General features: G+C 71.6%; 17 protein-coding genes. 6 read left to right on the top strand and 11 right to left on the bottom strand.

The genetic code is table 11. The features are described 5' to 3' along the window. Positions 1-160: 160 nt before the first annotated feature. Positions 161-913, bottom strand: coding sequence for a gamma-glutamyl-gamma-aminobutyrate hydrolase family protein (locus ACH34Q_RS16965; RefSeq protein WP_395983912.1), 753 nt, complete (start codon positions 911-913; stop codon positions 161-163). Positions 914-1550: 637 nt separating this feature from the next. Between ACH34Q_RS16965 and ACH34Q_RS16970 the strand changes: the two genes are divergently transcribed. Next, positions 1551-2618 (top strand): globin domain-containing protein, encoded by a 1068-nt coding sequence (locus ACH34Q_RS16970; RefSeq protein WP_395983913.1) that lies wholly within the window; start codon positions 1551-1553, stop codon positions 2616-2618. A 55-nt stretch (positions 2619-2673) separates the two neighbouring features. On the opposite strand, the gene ACH34Q_RS16975 is transcribed toward ACH34Q_RS16970, so the two are convergent. Next, positions 2674-3318 (bottom strand): permease prefix domain 1-containing protein, encoded by a 645-nt coding sequence (locus tag ACH34Q_RS16975; protein ID WP_395983914.1) that lies wholly within the window; start codon positions 3316-3318, stop codon positions 2674-2676. After that, on the bottom strand, positions 3315-3656 hold the full coding sequence (locus ACH34Q_RS16980; protein WP_395983915.1) for a PadR family transcriptional regulator: 342 nt from the start codon (positions 3654-3656) through the stop codon (positions 3315-3317). Before ACH34Q_RS16980 ends, ACH34Q_RS16975 begins: the two co-directional genes overlap by 4 nt. Positions 3657-3726: 70 nt before the next feature. Between ACH34Q_RS16980 and ACH34Q_RS16985 the strand changes: the two genes are divergently transcribed. Next, positions 3727-4161 carry a hypothetical protein gene (locus tag ACH34Q_RS16985; protein WP_395983916.1) on the top strand — a complete coding sequence of 145 codons (435 nt, stop codon included), beginning with the start codon at positions 3727-3729 and terminating at the stop codon, positions 4159-4161. Between the two features lie 11 nt (positions 4162-4172). Here the strand turns inward: ACH34Q_RS16985 and ACH34Q_RS16990 are convergent, their stop codons facing one another. Beyond that, a complete protein-coding gene (locus ACH34Q_RS16990; protein ID WP_395983917.1) occupies positions 4173-4970 on the bottom strand; it encodes a helix-turn-helix domain-containing protein in 798 nt (265 codons plus the stop codon). 119 nt (positions 4971-5089) lie between these two features. Here ACH34Q_RS16990 and ACH34Q_RS16995 point away from each other — a divergent pair, with 119 nt between their 5' ends. After that, positions 5090-5479: a PaaI family thioesterase gene (locus ACH34Q_RS16995; protein WP_395983918.1), complete on the top strand. Its 390-nt coding sequence runs from the start codon at positions 5090-5092 to the stop codon at positions 5477-5479. A gap of 36 nt (positions 5480-5515) precedes the next feature. Here the strand turns inward: ACH34Q_RS16995 and ACH34Q_RS17000 are convergent, their stop codons facing one another. Beyond that, positions 5516-6955 (bottom strand): basic amino acid/polyamine antiporter, encoded by a 1440-nt coding sequence (locus ACH34Q_RS17000; protein ID WP_395983919.1) that lies wholly within the window; start codon positions 6953-6955, stop codon positions 5516-5518. A 151-nt stretch (positions 6956-7106) separates the two neighbouring features. Here ACH34Q_RS17000 and ACH34Q_RS17005 point away from each other — a divergent pair, with 151 nt between their 5' ends. Both ACH34Q_RS17005 and ACH34Q_RS17010 read left to right on the top strand, forming a co-directional pair. Continuing rightward, a complete protein-coding gene (locus ACH34Q_RS17005) occupies positions 7107-8372 on the top strand; it encodes an arginine deiminase (RefSeq protein WP_395983920.1) in 1266 nt (421 codons plus the stop codon). Further along, positions 8372-9415, top strand: a complete 1044-nt coding sequence (locus ACH34Q_RS17010) for a S1C family serine protease (protein ID WP_395983921.1) — start codon at positions 8372-8374, stop codon at positions 9413-9415. The genes ACH34Q_RS17005 and ACH34Q_RS17010 overlap by 1 nt, the downstream gene beginning before the upstream one ends. Here the strand turns inward: ACH34Q_RS17010 and ACH34Q_RS17015 are convergent, their stop codons facing one another. From ACH34Q_RS17015 to add, 4 genes are all read right to left on the bottom strand, one after another. Then, a complete protein-coding gene (locus tag ACH34Q_RS17015) occupies positions 9416-10120 on the bottom strand; it encodes a dienelactone hydrolase family protein (protein WP_395983922.1) in 705 nt (234 codons plus the stop codon). 72 nt (positions 10121-10192) lie between these two features. Further along, complete coding sequence (gene thyX, locus ACH34Q_RS17020) at positions 10193-10912, bottom strand: FAD-dependent thymidylate synthase (protein WP_395983923.1); 720 nt, start codon at positions 10910-10912, stop codon at positions 10193-10195. A 108-nt stretch (positions 10913-11020) separates the two neighbouring features. Then, entirely contained in the window at positions 11021-11812 is a 792-nt protein-coding gene (locus ACH34Q_RS17025; RefSeq protein WP_395983924.1) for an alpha/beta fold hydrolase, read from the bottom strand. A gap of 94 nt (positions 11813-11906) precedes the next feature. Continuing rightward, on the bottom strand, positions 11907-12917 hold the full coding sequence (gene add / locus ACH34Q_RS17030; protein WP_395983925.1) for an adenosine deaminase: 1011 nt from the start codon (positions 12915-12917) through the stop codon (positions 11907-11909). A gap of 80 nt (positions 12918-12997) precedes the next feature. Here add and ACH34Q_RS17035 point away from each other — a divergent pair, with 80 nt between their 5' ends. Further along, on the top strand, positions 12998-13960 hold the full coding sequence (locus ACH34Q_RS17035; protein ID WP_395983926.1) for a helix-turn-helix transcriptional regulator: 963 nt from the start codon (positions 12998-13000) through the stop codon (positions 13958-13960). Here the strand turns inward: ACH34Q_RS17035 and ACH34Q_RS17040 are convergent. Both ACH34Q_RS17040 and ACH34Q_RS17045 read right to left on the bottom strand, forming a co-directional pair. Next, complete coding sequence (locus ACH34Q_RS17040) at positions 13951-14886, bottom strand: SDR family oxidoreductase (RefSeq protein ID WP_395983927.1); 936 nt, start codon at positions 14884-14886, stop codon at positions 13951-13953. The two genes, ACH34Q_RS17035 and ACH34Q_RS17040, sit on opposite strands and share 10 nt — an antisense overlap. Before the next feature lie 137 nt (positions 14887-15023). Further along, positions 15024-15170 carry a GPGG-motif small membrane protein gene (locus ACH34Q_RS17045; RefSeq protein ID WP_395983928.1) on the bottom strand — a complete coding sequence of 49 codons (147 nt, stop codon included), beginning with the start codon at positions 15168-15170 and terminating at the stop codon, positions 15024-15026. Between the last annotated feature and the right edge of the window lie 42 nt (positions 15171-15212).

Below are 15212 nucleotides of genomic sequence, written 5' to 3' on the forward strand. Positions count from 1 at the left end.
CGGCCTCCGTGGTTGGCGGGTCCGTGGTAGGCGGGTCCGTGGTAGGCGGGTCCGTGGTCAGCGGTTCGTCGTCGGTCGACCCCTGGGAGCGAACCCCCTTGAACCGGATCTCCCCGCTACATGCCCGGCCAATCACCCACCGCCCGGCCGCGAGCGGCCGTCAGCGGCCCGAGGCCTCCGCCACCAGCGCCTCGAACAGCCGGCGGTCGTCGCCCTCCTCCGGATGCCACTGGACGCCGATGCCGAACCGGTGCCCCTGCAGCTCCACGGCCTCCACGACCCGGTCGTCGGCGTAGGACACCGCGCTGAGCCCCTTGCCGAGGCGCTCGACGGCCTGGTGGTGGTAGGTGGGCACGTCGGCGCCGTCGCCGAGGATCTTGCCCACCGCGCTGGTCGGGTTGATGTGCACCCGGTGGTGGCCGATCATCCCGACCGCCGGGGCGTGGTTCTCGTGCCCGACCTCCTGCGGCAGGTACTGCACCAGCGTGCCGCCGCGCGCCACGTTCAGCACCTGCAGGCCCCGGCAGATGGCCAGGAACGGCAGGTCCGCCTCGATGGCGGCGCGGACCAGCGCCAGCTCGAACCGGTCGCGCTGCGGCTGCGGCGGGCCGGTCTCGGGGTGCCGCTCCGCGCCGTACAACTCGGGATCGACGTCGCCGCCGCCGGCGAACACGATCGCGTCCAGCCCCCGGATCAGGGCGTCCAGGCCGCGCAGCCCGCCGGTCGGCGGCAGCAGCACCGGAACCCCGCCGGACCGCTCGACCGCGCGCACGTACGGGACGGGCAGCAGCGCGGCCTCCCGTACCCACACCCCCCAGCGGGCCGGTTCGAGATAGGTGGTGATGCCGATGAGCGGCGGGGAATGCGCGGCGTCGCCGGCACCGCCCGGCGCCTCTCGGGTCGCCTCTCGCATGCTTGGTTCCCTCCCGTTGTGCGCTGCCACGGTTCGGTGTCCGATGCACGGCGGTCACACCGCCTCCGCCAGGTCATCATGGCGCATGGACCCGTTTTACGGACCGGCCCTCCCCTGCCCCCCGGCATGTCCGGTCGAGGCCAGCTTGCCTTACGCCGCCCGCCGTCCGCCGCGTGCGGGCGGAAAGGACGGGATCGGTACGCAACGGTGATCGTCCCACTTCGCGCCCGGGCCGTCCCGGCGAACCGCGGTAGAGATTTCTGCACCACACCCGGAGAGGCTCGCGAAGATCAACGGACAAACTCGACTAATACCGGATAAGCAACAGGCCAGGCGCCATCAGGGAGCCACTTCCGGCGCCGATCGCGCGCACTCCAAAGAGATACCGACGAGTATTCTTCCGCCCGAATGCAGCCCTCCGTAACGGAGAATCAGAAATCACTCACGCAGAGTGACGGAACGTGCACGTTGGCGGGAAAGTGTTGAGACCAGGCACTTTGGATGAGAGAATCTCACCGAGCCGGGCGTTCCCGCGCCGACGACCCCTAGTCGAGCCCGGCGACCACGACCGGAATGGACCGGGGGGCGAACCCGCCAGATGTCCTTGGAACCCCGAATCATCAAAGAAAGCTTTACCTTGCTCGAACCGGTCGCCGATAAGGCGACCGCCTATTTCTACGGCCGATTGCTGGCCGGGAATCCCCGGTTGCGGGCATTGTTCCCGCCGACCATGGACGTGCAACGCGACCGGCTCTTCCATGCCCTCACCAGAATCGTCTGGAGCATCGACAACCCCGACGCGCTGGCCGGCTACCTCGGCGGCCTCGGCCGCGACCACCGCAAGTACGGGGTCCTTCCCGAGCACTACCCGGCCGTCGGCGAGGCACTGATCGCGACGCTGCGCCGGTTCTGCGGGAACGGCTGGACCGCCGAGGCCGAGGACGCCTGGACCACCGGCTACCGGGTCGCGTCCGAGCTGATGATCGCCGCCGCCGAGCGGGACGCCGAGCGGGCGCCGCCCTGGTGGATCGCCGAGGTCACCGGGCACGAGCGCCGCAGCCACGACCTCGCCGTGCTCACCCTGCGGCCCGGCCGGCCGCTGCCGTTCGACGCCGGGCAGTACGTCACCGTCCAGGTCTCCCGCTGGCCCCGGATCTGGCGGCCCTACTCGATCGCCAACGCGCCCCGGCCCGACGGCATGCTCAGCCTGCACGTACGCGCCGTACCGGCCGGCTGGGTGAGCGGCACGCTGGTCCGGCACACCAGCCCCGGCGACACGATCCTGCTGGGGCCGGCGATCGGCACGATGACCCTCGAACCCGGCACCGGCCGCGACCTGCTGCTGATCGCGGGCGGCACCGGCCTGGCGCCGCTGCGTGCGCTGGCCGAGCGCGCCCTGGCCGAGGACCCGGAACGCGGCGTCCACCTGATGGTGGGCGCGCGGGCCGAGCGCGACCTGTACGACATGCGCGACCTGGCGCAGATGGCGGCCGCGTACCCCCGGCTGCGGGTGACCACCCTGGTCTCCGAGGACGGCGTGCACGGTACCCCGCCCGACGCCCTGGAGACCCTCCCCGACCTCGCCGAGCAGGAGGTCTATGTCGCGGGGCCGGTCGAGATGGTCAGGCGTACGGTCGACGTGCTGCAGCGCCTCGACGTCCCGCCGCAGCGCGTCCACCACGACCCGCTGGCCGCCGAGGCCTGACCGGGCCGCGCGCGTCCCCGGGCGCGGAACGTTCAAGGCCGGCGGCGGTCCCCCGTCACGCGACCGGCAGCCGGGCGCACCTGCGGCAGGCGCGCGCCGAGCCCGCCACCATGGCGTGCGACGCCGCCGCGAGCGCCCCGGCGAGCACCGTCAGCGGCCAGTCCGCGACCACGGCCGACGCGATGGCGAGTGCCGGCGCCGCGAGCGCCGTCACCACCCCGGTCGTCGTCCCCGTCCACGCGATCGCGAGCGGCAGCCGGGCCGGCATGGGCAGCCGGCGCGCGAGGGTGCCCGTGACGGCCAGCGTCGCCGCCCCGAGCAGTGCCGCGGTCGCCGCCGCGCCGACCGGCAGCCACAGCGCCCAGCCCTGGCCGGCCGTCCGGATCAGCAGCGAGCAGGCGATCAGGAACGGGATCGTGAGGCCGACGGCCCGGGCGGTGTGCCGGGTCTGCGCGATGGTGAGTTCCGGCTGGCAGCTCGGGGCGACCTCGCCCACCGTCCCGAACTCGTGTACCGCCAGCCTCGCGGCGCGCTCGTAGGGCATTCCCTGCATCCGGTACGCCGCCACCGTGTCGGCCAGGCCGTCGCGGATCTCCCTGACCATCCGCTCCTTGGCCCGGGCGGGGCCGTGCAGTGCGTCCGCCAACTCGGCGGCGTAGTCCTCGACGGGATCCTCGATGGGATCGGCCACGGCGCTCACGCGGCGTTCCCCGGCCGTGCGGACGGATCCAGCACGGAACCGATCGCCGCCGTGAACTCGCGCCATGCCGTCCGCTCGCCTGCCAGGCCCTGCCGCCCGGCCTCGGTGAGCCGGTAGCAGCGCCGGCGCCGTTCGCCGACCGAGTCCCAGCTGCTCTCCAGCAGGCCGATCCGTTCCAGCCGGTTCAGCGCGGGATAGATCGTGCCGGTCTTCAGCTCCAGCGCTCCCCCGCTGCGCTCCTGGACCGCCGCGATGATCGCGTACCCGTGCAGCGGGCCCGGTTCGAGCACGGCCAGCAGCAGCCCGTCCAGATGACCTCGTATCGCATCCGCCCTCATGAGTAGACAGCCTACACATGGATCCTGTAGACAGTCCACCTATTGGCAGCCAACTTATGAGGGAGTGTCCGTGACCAAGGTCCTGCTGTCGCTGCACGTGCTCGCCGCGATCCTGGTGATCGGCCCGATCGCCGTGGCCGCCTCGCTTTTCCCCCGCTACGCCAGGCAGGCCGGCGACGGCGTCGCCACGTTCCTGCACCGCATCTGCCGCGGCTACACCGCGGCCGGGATCGCCGTCCCGATCCTCGGCCTGGCCACCGGCGCCGTACTCGGCGTCCTCACCGATCCCTGGCTCATCGCGTCGCTGATCCTGACCACGATCGCCGCCGCCGTCCTCGCCGCCGCCATCCTCCCCGGCCAGCGGCGCATGCTCACCGCCGGCGGCGGCGAGGAGACGGCCTCCCTCGCGGCCCGGCTGGGCATGCTCACCGGCGCCTTCAACCTGCTGTGGGCGATCGTGGTCGTCCTCATGATCGTCCGCCCCGGCTCCACCACCGGCACGTGATCGCGCGGCTCTCAGCGGGCGGCGCGCTCCCGCAGGAAGTCCGCGGTCTCGGCGTCGGCGGGATAGAACGACTCGATGGCCAGCTCGGCCACCGTGATGTCCACCGGCGTACCGAAGGTGGCGATCGTGCTGAAGAACGACAGCACCCTGTCCCCGTCCCGCATCCGGAGCGGGAAGACCACCTCGTCACCCGCCGGAGCCGTCGTCGCCTCGGGCCCGGGATAGTCGCGCAGTTCCCGGTAGAGCTGGGCCAGCGCGGCATCGGCCGTCAGCGCCACATGCCGCCGCACCCGGTCGATCATGAGCGTCCGCCACTCCCCCAGGTTCAGGATGTTCCGCGCCATCCCGGCCGGGTGCATGCTCAGCCTGAGCACGTTCAGCGGCGGCTCCAGCAGCTCGGGCGGCGCCCCCTCCATGAAGAAGCCCGCCGCCTCGTTGGCGTCGATCAGGTTCCAGAACCGGTCCACCACCACCGCCGGGTACGGCTCGTGTCCCCGCAGGACCTGGCGCAGTGCCGCCCGTACCGAATCCATCCGGGGCTCGGCGATCGGCGTCTCGGCGTACACGGGCGCGTACCCGGCCGACACCAGCAGCAGGTTCCGGTCGCGCAGCGGCACGTCCAGATGCTCGGCCAGCCGCAGCACCATCTCCCGGCTCGGCGCGGAGCGTCCCGTCTCCATGAAGCTCAGATGCCGCGTCGAGACGTCGGCCCCCGACGCCAGTTCCAGCTGGCTCAGCCTGCGCCGCTGCCGCCATGCCCGCAATTGGTCGCCGATGGGCCGTACGTCGCTGAGCGAGGTGATCGTCATGCCCGCACGCTACCCACCCGAGGTCATGCCCGCGATTACCTCCCCGGTAATGCCGATTCCGGTGGCCATGACCTCCCAGGTAATCGCCGCGCATACCCGCGCCCCGCCACGATGGCCCCATGACCGACGAGATCATTGACGCCATGCCCTTCGCTCGCGCGCTGGGCGTCCGGATCGACAGCGCCGAGCCCGAGGAGGTCACCGGCCGACTCGCCTGGGCCCCCGAACGCTGCACCGCCGGCGGCATCATGCACGGCGGCGCCCTGATGGCCCTCGCCGACAGCCTCGGCGCGGCCTGCGCGTTCCTCAACCTCCCGGCCGGATCGTCCACCACGACCCTGGAGTCCAAGACGAACTTCCTGCGCGGCGTCCGGCAGGGCGAGGTACGCGGAGTCTCGCGGCCCCTGCACCCCGGCCGCCGTTTCATCGTCGTCCAGACGGACCTCTACGACGATGAGGACCGCCGGGTGGCCCAGGTGACCCAGACCCAGGCCGTCCTTCCAGGCTGACGCGCCACGAGGCGGACGCCTTTACGTTGTAGATCACTAGATGGTGATGAGGCCGGTGGCCAGGGCGATGACGCCGGCGACGGCGGCGACGGCCGTGAGGGCGAACAGGGCCGCCTCGGGCGGGGTGAAGACGCGGCGGGCGCGCTCGCGGCGGGTGAGGACGAACAGCGCGGTCCCCGGGGCGTAGATGATGCACGACAGCAGCAGGAACTCCAGGCCCGCGGCGATGATGAGGAACGCCGTGTACACGACGGCGAGGGCTGCGATCACGGTCTCCTTGCCCCTGCCCCGTGGCGCGCTGTCGTAGGTCTCGCCGGAGAGGGCGAGCCTGAGGGCGTATCCGGCGGCGAGCAGGTACGGGATCAGCGAGAGGGAGCTGCAGAGCTTGAGGGTGAACGTGAACGCGTCCTCGGAGAACAGCGTGACGACCAGGACGGCGCTGATCAGGATGCTGGTCATGAGCATCGCGGTGACCGGTACGCCGTGGCCGTTCTCGCGGCGCAGGAACGCGGGCATGTCGTCGTCGCGGGCGGCGACGTTCAGCACCTCGGCGGCCATGAGGGTCCAGGCCAGGTAGGCGCCGAGGACGGAGACGACGAGCCCGGCGCCGATGAACGTCTTGCCCCAGCCGCCGACGACCGTCTCCAGGACGCCGGCCATGGACGGCTGCTGCAGCCCGGCGAGTTCCGGGCGGGCGGCGGTCCCGTACGACAGGAGGGTGACCGAGGCGAACAAGGCCAGGACGCTAAGGAACCCGAGGACGGTCGCGCGTCCGACGTCGCTGCGGCGCCTGGCGTAGCGCGAGTAGACGCTGGCGCCCTCGACGCCCAGGAACACGAACACCGTCACCAGCATCGTCTCCCTGACCTGCGACCACAGGCCCGAGAGCGTGCGTTCCGCCCCCCAGAGGTTGGCGGTCAACACCTCGCTCTGCAACGTGACCAGCAGGATCACGACGAAGGTCAGGATCGGCAGCAGCTTGGCGACGGTGACGATCTGGTTGACGAACGCCGCCTCGCTCGTACCTCGCATGATCATGAAGTGGAAGGCCCAGACGCCGACGGCCGACACCGCGATGGCCAGGAGCGTGTCGCCCTCGCCGAGGGCCGGAAACACCAGGCCGAGGGTGGAGCCGATCAGGACCCAGTACGTGACGTTCCCGACGCAGGCGCTGGCCCAGTACCCGAACGCGGAGAAGAACCCGGGGAACTCCCCGAAGCCGGCCTTGGCGTAGGCGTAGACGCCGGCGTCCAGGGCGGGCTTGCGGACGGCGAGGATCTGGAACACGAACGCGAGCATCAGCATGCCGGTGCCCGCGATGAGCCAGGCGACGATCGCGCCGATGACGCCCGTGGCCTGCGCGAAGTTGCGGGGCAGCGAGAACACGCCCGCGCCGACCATCGAGCCCACGACCATGGCGGTCAGGGCAGGGGTCCCCAGCTTGCGGGCCGTTGCGGTTTCGGTGGTGGTCGTCATGCTGCCGGGACCCCTTCCCGCTCCGGAGCGGGGGCCAGGTCAAGATCGGTTCCGATTTCGGGCCGGATTCCGTCAGCTGGGCATTGTGCCGCGGGGCGTACGGGCAGACCACGTCCGGAATGTGGGGGCGCGGTCCGCGAGGGGGACGAGCATGGGCGACGGGGAGCGGCTGTTCGGGGTGCACTCGGAGGTGGGCCGGCTCCGCAAGGTGATCGTGCACCGGCCGGATCTGAGCCTGAAGCGGCTGACCCCCGCCAACAACGACGAACTGCTCTTCGACGACATCCTGTGGGTCGAGCACGCGCAGCGCGAGCACGACGCGTTCGTGCAGCTGCTGCGCGAACGGGGCGTGGAGGTCCACTACCACCAGGAGCTGCTCGCCCAGGCCCTCGACTCGGGCATCGACGTCAAGCGGCGCGCGGTCGAGCAGGTCGTCACGCACCTGACCGTCGGGCCCGCCCTGGTCGACACCGTACGGGAGACGCTGTCGAACTGGAGCGGCGAGCGCCTGGCCCACCACCTCGTCGGGGGCCTGACCAAGCGTGAGTTCGGCGCCGCCGAGATGGAGGAGCGGTCACTGGTCGCGGCCTGGACCGACCCCGGCCGGTTCGTCCTGCCGCCGCTGCCCAACTCCCTCTACCAGCGCGATCCGTCCGCCTGGCTGTACGGGGGCGTCTCGCTCAACCCGATGTTCTGGCACGTGCGGCTGCTGGAGACGATGAACCAGAGCACCATCTACCACCACCATCCGATGTTCGCCGACCAGGACTTCTCCTACTGGTATCCGTACGCCGGCGAGGACGACCGCTTCAACGAGGAGGACTACGGCAGCGCCGCGATGGAGGGCGGCGACATGATGCCCATCGGCAACAGGACGGTCGCCATCGGTATCAGCGAGCGCACCAATCCCCGTACGGCCGAGCACATCGCGCTGTCGCTGTTCGCCGCCGAGGCCGCCGAGCGCGTCATCGCCGTGTGCGTCCCCAAGCAGCGTTCCTACATGCACCTGGACACGGTGTTCACCCTGCTGGACGTCGACAAGGCGTCCGCGTACATCCCGTTCCTGGACACGGCGACGACCTTCTCGCTGCGGCCCGGGGACAAGGACGGCACGTTCGACGTCCGCCGCGAGACCGGGTTCGTCAACGCGGTGCAGGAGGCGCTGGGCATCGGGCGGCTGGACGTCGTCCCGACCGGCGGCGACGACGACCAGCAGGCCCGCGAGCAGTGGGACTCCGGCAACAACTTCTTCGCGTTGGAGCCCGGTGTGGTCGTCGGTTACCACAAGAACCAGTACACCAACCGCAAGCTCCGCGAGCACGGAGTGGAGGTCATCGAGATCGAGGGCTTCGAACTCGGCAAGGGCCGCGGCGGTACGCACTGTATGACGTGCCCGATCCAGCGCGACGGCATCTGATGCGCGCCCGGACAGCGCCCGCGCTCCTGCTGGCCACCGTGCTCCTGCTGCCCGGCTGCTCCGGTGGCAAGGAGGAGCCGGCGGCGCGTTCGGCCGCCACCACCGGTGAACGCGGCGGCACCACCGAGATGGAGCAGGCGTACGAGAAGGTCGTCACCACGGTGCTGCCGTCGGTCGTGCAGATCGAGACGGGCAGTGGCGAGGGCTCGGGCGTGGTGTACGACGACAGCGGCAACATCGTCACCAACGCCCATGTCGTGGCGGGGGCCCGCGAGATCAGGGTCACCCCGGCCAGCGGCGGCAGCCCGATGAAGGCCACCCTGGTGGGGACGTTCAACGCCGACGACCTCGCGGTGGTGAAGGTCGCCGGCGGCAGGCTGCCCAAGGCCGCGTTCGGTGACTCCACGAAGCTCGTGGTCGGCCAGGCCGTCCTGGCCATGGGCAACCCGCTCGGGCTGTCGGGCAGCGTCACCAACGGGATCATCTCCGCGATGGGCCGTACGGTGTCCACCCAGGCAGGCGAGTCCTTCCCCGGGTCCACGATCGTGCAGGCCATCCAGACCAGCGCGGCGATCAACCCGGGCAACAGCGGCGGCGCGCTGGCCACCCTGAACGGCGAGGTCGTCGGCATCCCCACGGCCGCCGCCAACGGCCCGCAGGGCGGCGCCGCGCCCGGCATCGGGTTCGCCACCCCGAGCTCCACGGTCGCCGTGATCGTCCCGCAGCTGATCAGGGACGGCAAGGTCACCAACTCCGGCCGCGCCGCCCTGGGCGTCACCGTCCGTACCGTGGTCGACCTGCGGACGGGCCGGCCCGCCGGTGCCGAGGTCGTCGAGGTCGCCAGGAACGGCGCCGCCGCCGAGGCCGGCATCCGCCCCGGCGACGTCATCACCGCGGTGAACGACGCCCCGACCCCGACCGAGGAGGCGCTCACCCAGGCGCTCGCCACCCAGAAGGCCGGCGCGCGTGCCGAGGTCACCCTCGTCCGCGAGGGCGCCACCCGGAACCTGCAGGTCACCCTCGGCGAACTGTCGGCCGACTGATCACTTCACGTGGGTGCCGAAGAACGCGAAGATCCATTCCCACCCGTCGGCGGCGTTGGAACGGCCCTTGCCATGGCCGATCATGACCTTGGACAGCACGCCCAGCGGCGCCGGAAGCTTCGACTCGGTGAGGAAGCTGTGCCCCGCGGTGGGGTACTCCTTCACATCGTGCGGAACGTCCAGGCTGGTCAGGGCGCTTTCGATCTTGCCGGCCGCCCCGCGTAGCGAACGATCGAGCCCGCCATAGCCGGCCACGATCGGGCAGGCGCCGTCGAGGACCTTCAGCAGGTCGCGCTCGCGCGGCATGATCCCGTAGTTCACCGAGGCGGCCTGGAAGTCGTACTTGGCGGACGCCACCAGCGCGAACCCGCCGCCCATGCAGAACCCGATGAGCCCGACCCGCCCGGTGCAGTCGTCCCGTTCCGCCGCCCACACGCGCGCGCTCTCGATCTGGTCGAACATGGGCCCGCGCCTGGCGACCATCTGCCGCATCGCGCCCCGCACGCACCGCAGCCAGGACCCGCCGTCGTAGAAGTCGGGCAGGACCGCCAGATATCCCTGGGCGGCGAAGCGATCGGCCTGGGCGCGCATGTCCTCGCTCGCCCCCGTGGCCTCGAACACGATGACCACGGCGGGCCAGGGCCCCTCCCCGTCCGGGACGGCGAGGTAGGCGGGCACCCCTTGCGCAATGCTGACATCAGGCATGCGCCCAACCCTGGCCCACCCCATGCCACGCGCACAGACCCAAATGCCGTGACGCGGGTCTCAGCGAACGCGCTAGGGGCACACCCTGCCGTTGGCCTCAAAAGCCGCATGGGTGAGCGGCATGATGGCCGCCCACTGCTCTTCCATCTGCTCCGCGACCATCTCGATCTCCCGCTGCGGGAATGAGGGGAACGTGGAGTCCTCCCGCTTGGTCCGCAGGGAAAGGAAGTTCATCAGCGCGCGCGCGTTGCAGGTGGCGTACATCGACGAGTAGAGGCCGACCGGCAGCACGGTCCGGGCCACCTCTCGGGCGATCCCCGCGTCCAGCATCTCGGTGTAGGCACGATAGGCCTGCCGGTAGCTGTCCTGGGTGGCCTCGGTCACCAGCTTGTGCTGCTCGGGCGTGCCGTCCGCGAAGACGTACTTGCCAGGACGTCCTTCCTGGACGAGCTTGCGCTCCGCGCCGGGCACATAGAAGACCGGGTCGAGCCGGCGGTACCGGCCGCTCTCCTCGTTGTACGAGAACGTGCGATGCCGCATGAACTCGCGGAACACGAAGATCGGTGCCTTCACGTAGAAGGTCATCGACGAGTGCTCGAACGGAGTGCCGTGCCGGTCCCGCATCAGGTAGTTGATCAAACCCTTGGAGCGCTCCGGATCGGCTTCGATCTCCGCCAGCGAGCTCTCGCCCTTGGTCGACACCCGGGCCGCCCACAGCACGTCCGCGTCCGACGCGGCCGACTTGATCAGCTCTACCACCATGTCACTGCGGAACTCGATGTCCCCGTCCACGATCGGCCTCCTCTTTCCCTGCCTGAACCGCCCCGGCAACTGTAGTCGTGCCGGGGCGGCGGCCGGGATCGTGACAGGCGTGCCTGCGGATTCCAGCCGTGTTCCTGATCACGCGGAGCGGGCGTCTCCGGGCTGGTCGGCGTTGAGGAAGGCCAGCAGCGCTTGGGCGAACGCCGGATCCCGTACGGCGGCCAGGTGGTCGCCGGTCACCAGCCGCAGCCGCGCGCCGGGGATGGCGCCGGCCAGCACCTGGGGGCGGGCGGCGAGCGGATCGGCGTCGCCCGCCAGCAGCAGGGTGGGGGCCTTGATCGCGCCCAGGTCGATCGGGGTCGCGTGGACGACCTCCGCCTGCGCGGCCAGCGCGAGCCGGTCGGCGCCGGTGGAGTCGGCGAACGCGCGGAACGCCGCGCCGGTCGGGTCGGTGATGGTGGACGGGTCGGGGGCGCGGAGGGCCTCGACGAGCGCCGTACCACCCATCACCCGGGTGTCCACCCCGCCGAGCTCCACCACGGCGGCGCCGACTCCGCCCACGGCCAGGCGGCGTACCCGGGGCTCCTGTCCGGCCGCGATGAGCGAGACGATCGCGCCCATGGAGTAGCCCGCCAGGTCGACGGCGGGCTCGCCGAGCACGTCCAGCAGTTCCCGCAGGTCGGCGGCCATCCGTTCTTCGCCGTAGAAGGCGGGATCGTGGGGCTTGCCCGATGCGCCGTGGCCGCGGGCGTCGATGGCGACCACCCGGCGGCCCGCGCCGAGCAGGGCGTCCACGAGCCCGGTCTGGACCCAGTTCGTCGACCCGCTGGCGGCGAAGCCGTGGTGCAGGACGACCGGAGGCAGCGTGGACTCCCGCTCCCACGTCCGGTAGGCGATCTCCACGCCGTCTGTGGCCACGAACCGGTGCATGTCTGCCTCCTGTCCCGGAATGCGCCACAGTTCGGCACATTTCCAACGGGCGCCACGTTACTGCCTGACATTCGGCGGCCCGCGGCCGCCCGGGTCACGCGGCGGCGATCCCGTCCAGGATCGCCTGCTTGCCCGGGCCGTCCAGGCTGGAGGCGGTCACGGCGTTGCGGGCGAGGGCGGCCAGGTCCTCGCGGCCCAGGCCGAACGTGTCGGCCGCGACGCGGTACTCGCCCGTCAGGGTCGTACCGAACATCGGCGGGTCGTCGCTGTTGAGGGTGACGAACAGTCCCTCCTCCAGCATCCGGGGCAGCGGGTGGGAGGCGAGGTCGGGGATCTGCCCGGTGCAGACGTTGGAGGTGGGGCACACCTCCAGCGGGATCTGGGTCTCGCGCAGGCGGGCGACCAGCTTCGGGTCCTGGACGCAGGACAGGCCGTGGCCGATCCGCTCGGCGCCCAGCCCGTCCAGGGCCTCCCAGATCGTCTCCGGTCCGGTCATCTCGCCGGCGTGCGGCAGGCTGCGCAGGCCGGCGGCGCGGGCGGCGCGGAACGCGTCCCGGATGGCCTCGGTGTGGCCCGCGCGGGCCTGCTCGATGCCGCCGAGCCCGAACCCGATCAGTGCCTCGGGCGGGTGCTCGAGCGCCTGGTCGAGGGTGCCGCCGACGAAGTCGCCCGGCATGTCGGCGGGGATGTCGAAGACGTAGGCCACCTGGACGCCGTACCGCTCGCGCGCCTGCCCGGCGGCCAGGTCCAGTGCCTCGGTGATCGCGGCGGGCGGCATCCCGACCAGCCGGTGGCTGTGCGGGGTGACGGTCAGCTCGACGTAGCGGACGTTCTGCGCGGCCAGGTCGCGGGCGGTGCCGAGCACCAGGGTGGCGACGTCCTCCGGCTCCCGGACCAGGGCGTTGACCGCCATGTAGACCTCGGCGAAGTGCGGGAAGTCGCGGAAGGCGTAGAACGCGCGCAGCTCGTCCTCGCTGGTCGGGACGGGGCCGCCGGGGTGGCGGCGGGCCAGTTCCAGGACCGTGGGAACGGAGGCCGAGCCCACCAGGTGGACGTGGAGTTCGACTTTGGGAAGGGCGTCGATGTACGCGTAGAGATCGGGCACGACGGCGACGCTAACAGCGGATTCACCGCCGGGAACACTGAAAATCGCGTTATCTGACACAAGAATGTCAGAATGGGCCCATGCGTGCGTCCCGGCTCATCTCCCTGGTCCTCCTGCTGCAGTCGCGGGAGGCGATGACCGCCGCCGAGCTGGCCCTCGAGCTGGAGGTCTCCGAGCGCACCGTCTACCGGGACGTGGAGGCGCTGTCGGCGGCCGGCGTCCCGGTGTACGCCGAGCAGGGCAGGCACGGCGGATACCGGCTGGTCGGCGGCTACCGGACGCGGCTGACCGGGCTCAGCCGCGAGGAGGCCGAGGCGCTGTTCCTGTCCGGTCTGCCGGGCCCGGCGCAGGACATGGGGCTCGCCGACGCGGTGGCGGCGGCGGAACTGAAGGTGCTGGCGGCGCTTCCGGCGTCGCTGCGGGACGCTCCGGAGCAGGCCGGCCGGCGCTTCCACCTGGACGCGCCCGGATGGTTCGGCGAGTCCGGCCCGCCGCCGGGCCTGCGGGAGCTGGCCCGGGCGGTGTGGCGGGACGAGGTCGTCCGGCTGCGCTACCGGCGCGACCGCGAGATCACGCGGACGGTGCAGCCGTACGGGCTCGTCCTGAAGAACGGCACCTGGTACCTGGTGGCGCGCGTCGGCCAGGACCACCGCACGTACCGGGTGGACCGGATCATCGACCTGTCCCCCACCGGCGAGCGGTTCGAGCGCGACGAGGGCTTCGACCTGCCCGGTCACTGGGCCGGGCAGGCCGAGGCGTTCCTGCGGACGATGCTGCGCGAGGAGATCACCGTCCGGCTCAGCCCGGAGGGCCTGCGCGTGCTGCGGTACGCGGTCGAGCCGTACGCGGCGCGGCGGGCGGCCGAGGGCGCCGGCGAGCCGGACGCGGACGGCCGGGTCGTCACCCGGCTGCCCGTCGAGTCGCACCTGGTGGCGCGCCACCAGCTGACGCGGCTCGGCCCGGAGGTCGAGGTCCTGGACCCGCCCGAGCTGCGCGCCTGGATGGCCGACAACGCCGCCCGCGTCGCCGACCTCTACCGATAGCCGGTGACGTCGGCGGGCTTGCCGGCCCACTGGACCTCGGCGATGTACCGCCAGGCGTCCGGACGGCTGCCGTCGGTGTCGGTGAAGCCGTAGACCTGGGCCAGCTCCCCGCTGGACAGCGACTTCCCGCTCCACCGGTTCCGGTCGGGATCGGCGGCCAGGGCCGCGACGGCGCGCCCGACGTAGGCGGGCGACTCGGAGATCGCGAAGTGCCCGTCCACGCGGGTGCCCTCCAGCCAGGTGTCCTCGGTGACGCCGAAGTGCTCCAGCATCGCCTCCGAGCGCAGCCAGCCGGGGGTGAGGGACAGGGCGGTGCAGCCGTACGGCTTGATCTCCTCCGACAGGGACAGGCCCATCCGGATCACGGCCCACTTGGCCAGGTCGTAGAAGAAGCCGGTCTCCCAGCGGTACGCGGCGTTGCTCTCGGCCGTGCCGTCGGTCATCTCGATCACCAGCCCGCCCGGGTTCCTGATCAGGAGCGGGAGCGCGCGGTGGCTGGTGATGGCATGGGTGTCGATCGCCAGCCGGAGCATCCGCAGGCCGTCGTCCAGCGGCAGGTCCCAGAGCTTGGTGTTGAACTTCGTGAGGTGGTCGCCGCCCCAGATGTCGTTGACCAGGACGTCCAGCCGGCCGTGGTCGGCGTCGACGCGCTCGACCAGCCGGTCCACCTGGCCGGGGTCGAGATGGTCGGTGGGGACGGCGATGCCTTCACCGCCCGCCGCCGTCACCAGCTCGGCGGTCTCCTCGATGGTCTCGGGGCGGTCCATCTCCGACCGGCGCCCGCGGGTGGAGCGCCCGGTGGCGTAGACGGTCGCGCCCGCCGCGCCCAGCTGCACGGCGATGCCGCGTCCCGCCGCGCGGGTGGCCCCGGCCACCAGAGCGATCTTCCCGGTCAGCGGTCGTTCGTTGGTCGTCTGCTCGTTCATGAGAACGATGCTGGCAGCGAAACCTGACAGCCGGCGTCAGGTTTTATCCATGGCCCGGGAATCGGTCCCCGCCCTGCCGGACGCGTGGCGCCCGCCCGGGCGGTTGCCCGGGCGGGGAGGTCACGTGGAGGACGGGGTCAGTTGAAGATGCTGACGCCGCCCGGGCCCACGAGGAGGCCGACGACGATCAGCACGATGCCCAGGATCAGCTCGCGCCGGGCGATGAGGACGTAGATGCCGGCGATGACCAGGGCCACCGCGATGAGCCACAGCAAGGTAAGCATGGTCGCAGGGTCCCCGGCCCTGCGACCGACAAACGGCCTTTC

Origin of the sequence: Actinomadura sp. 9N407 (assembly GCF_044326315.1) — a bacterium.
Lineage (GTDB): Bacteria > Actinomycetota > Actinomycetes > Streptosporangiales > Streptosporangiaceae > Spirillospora.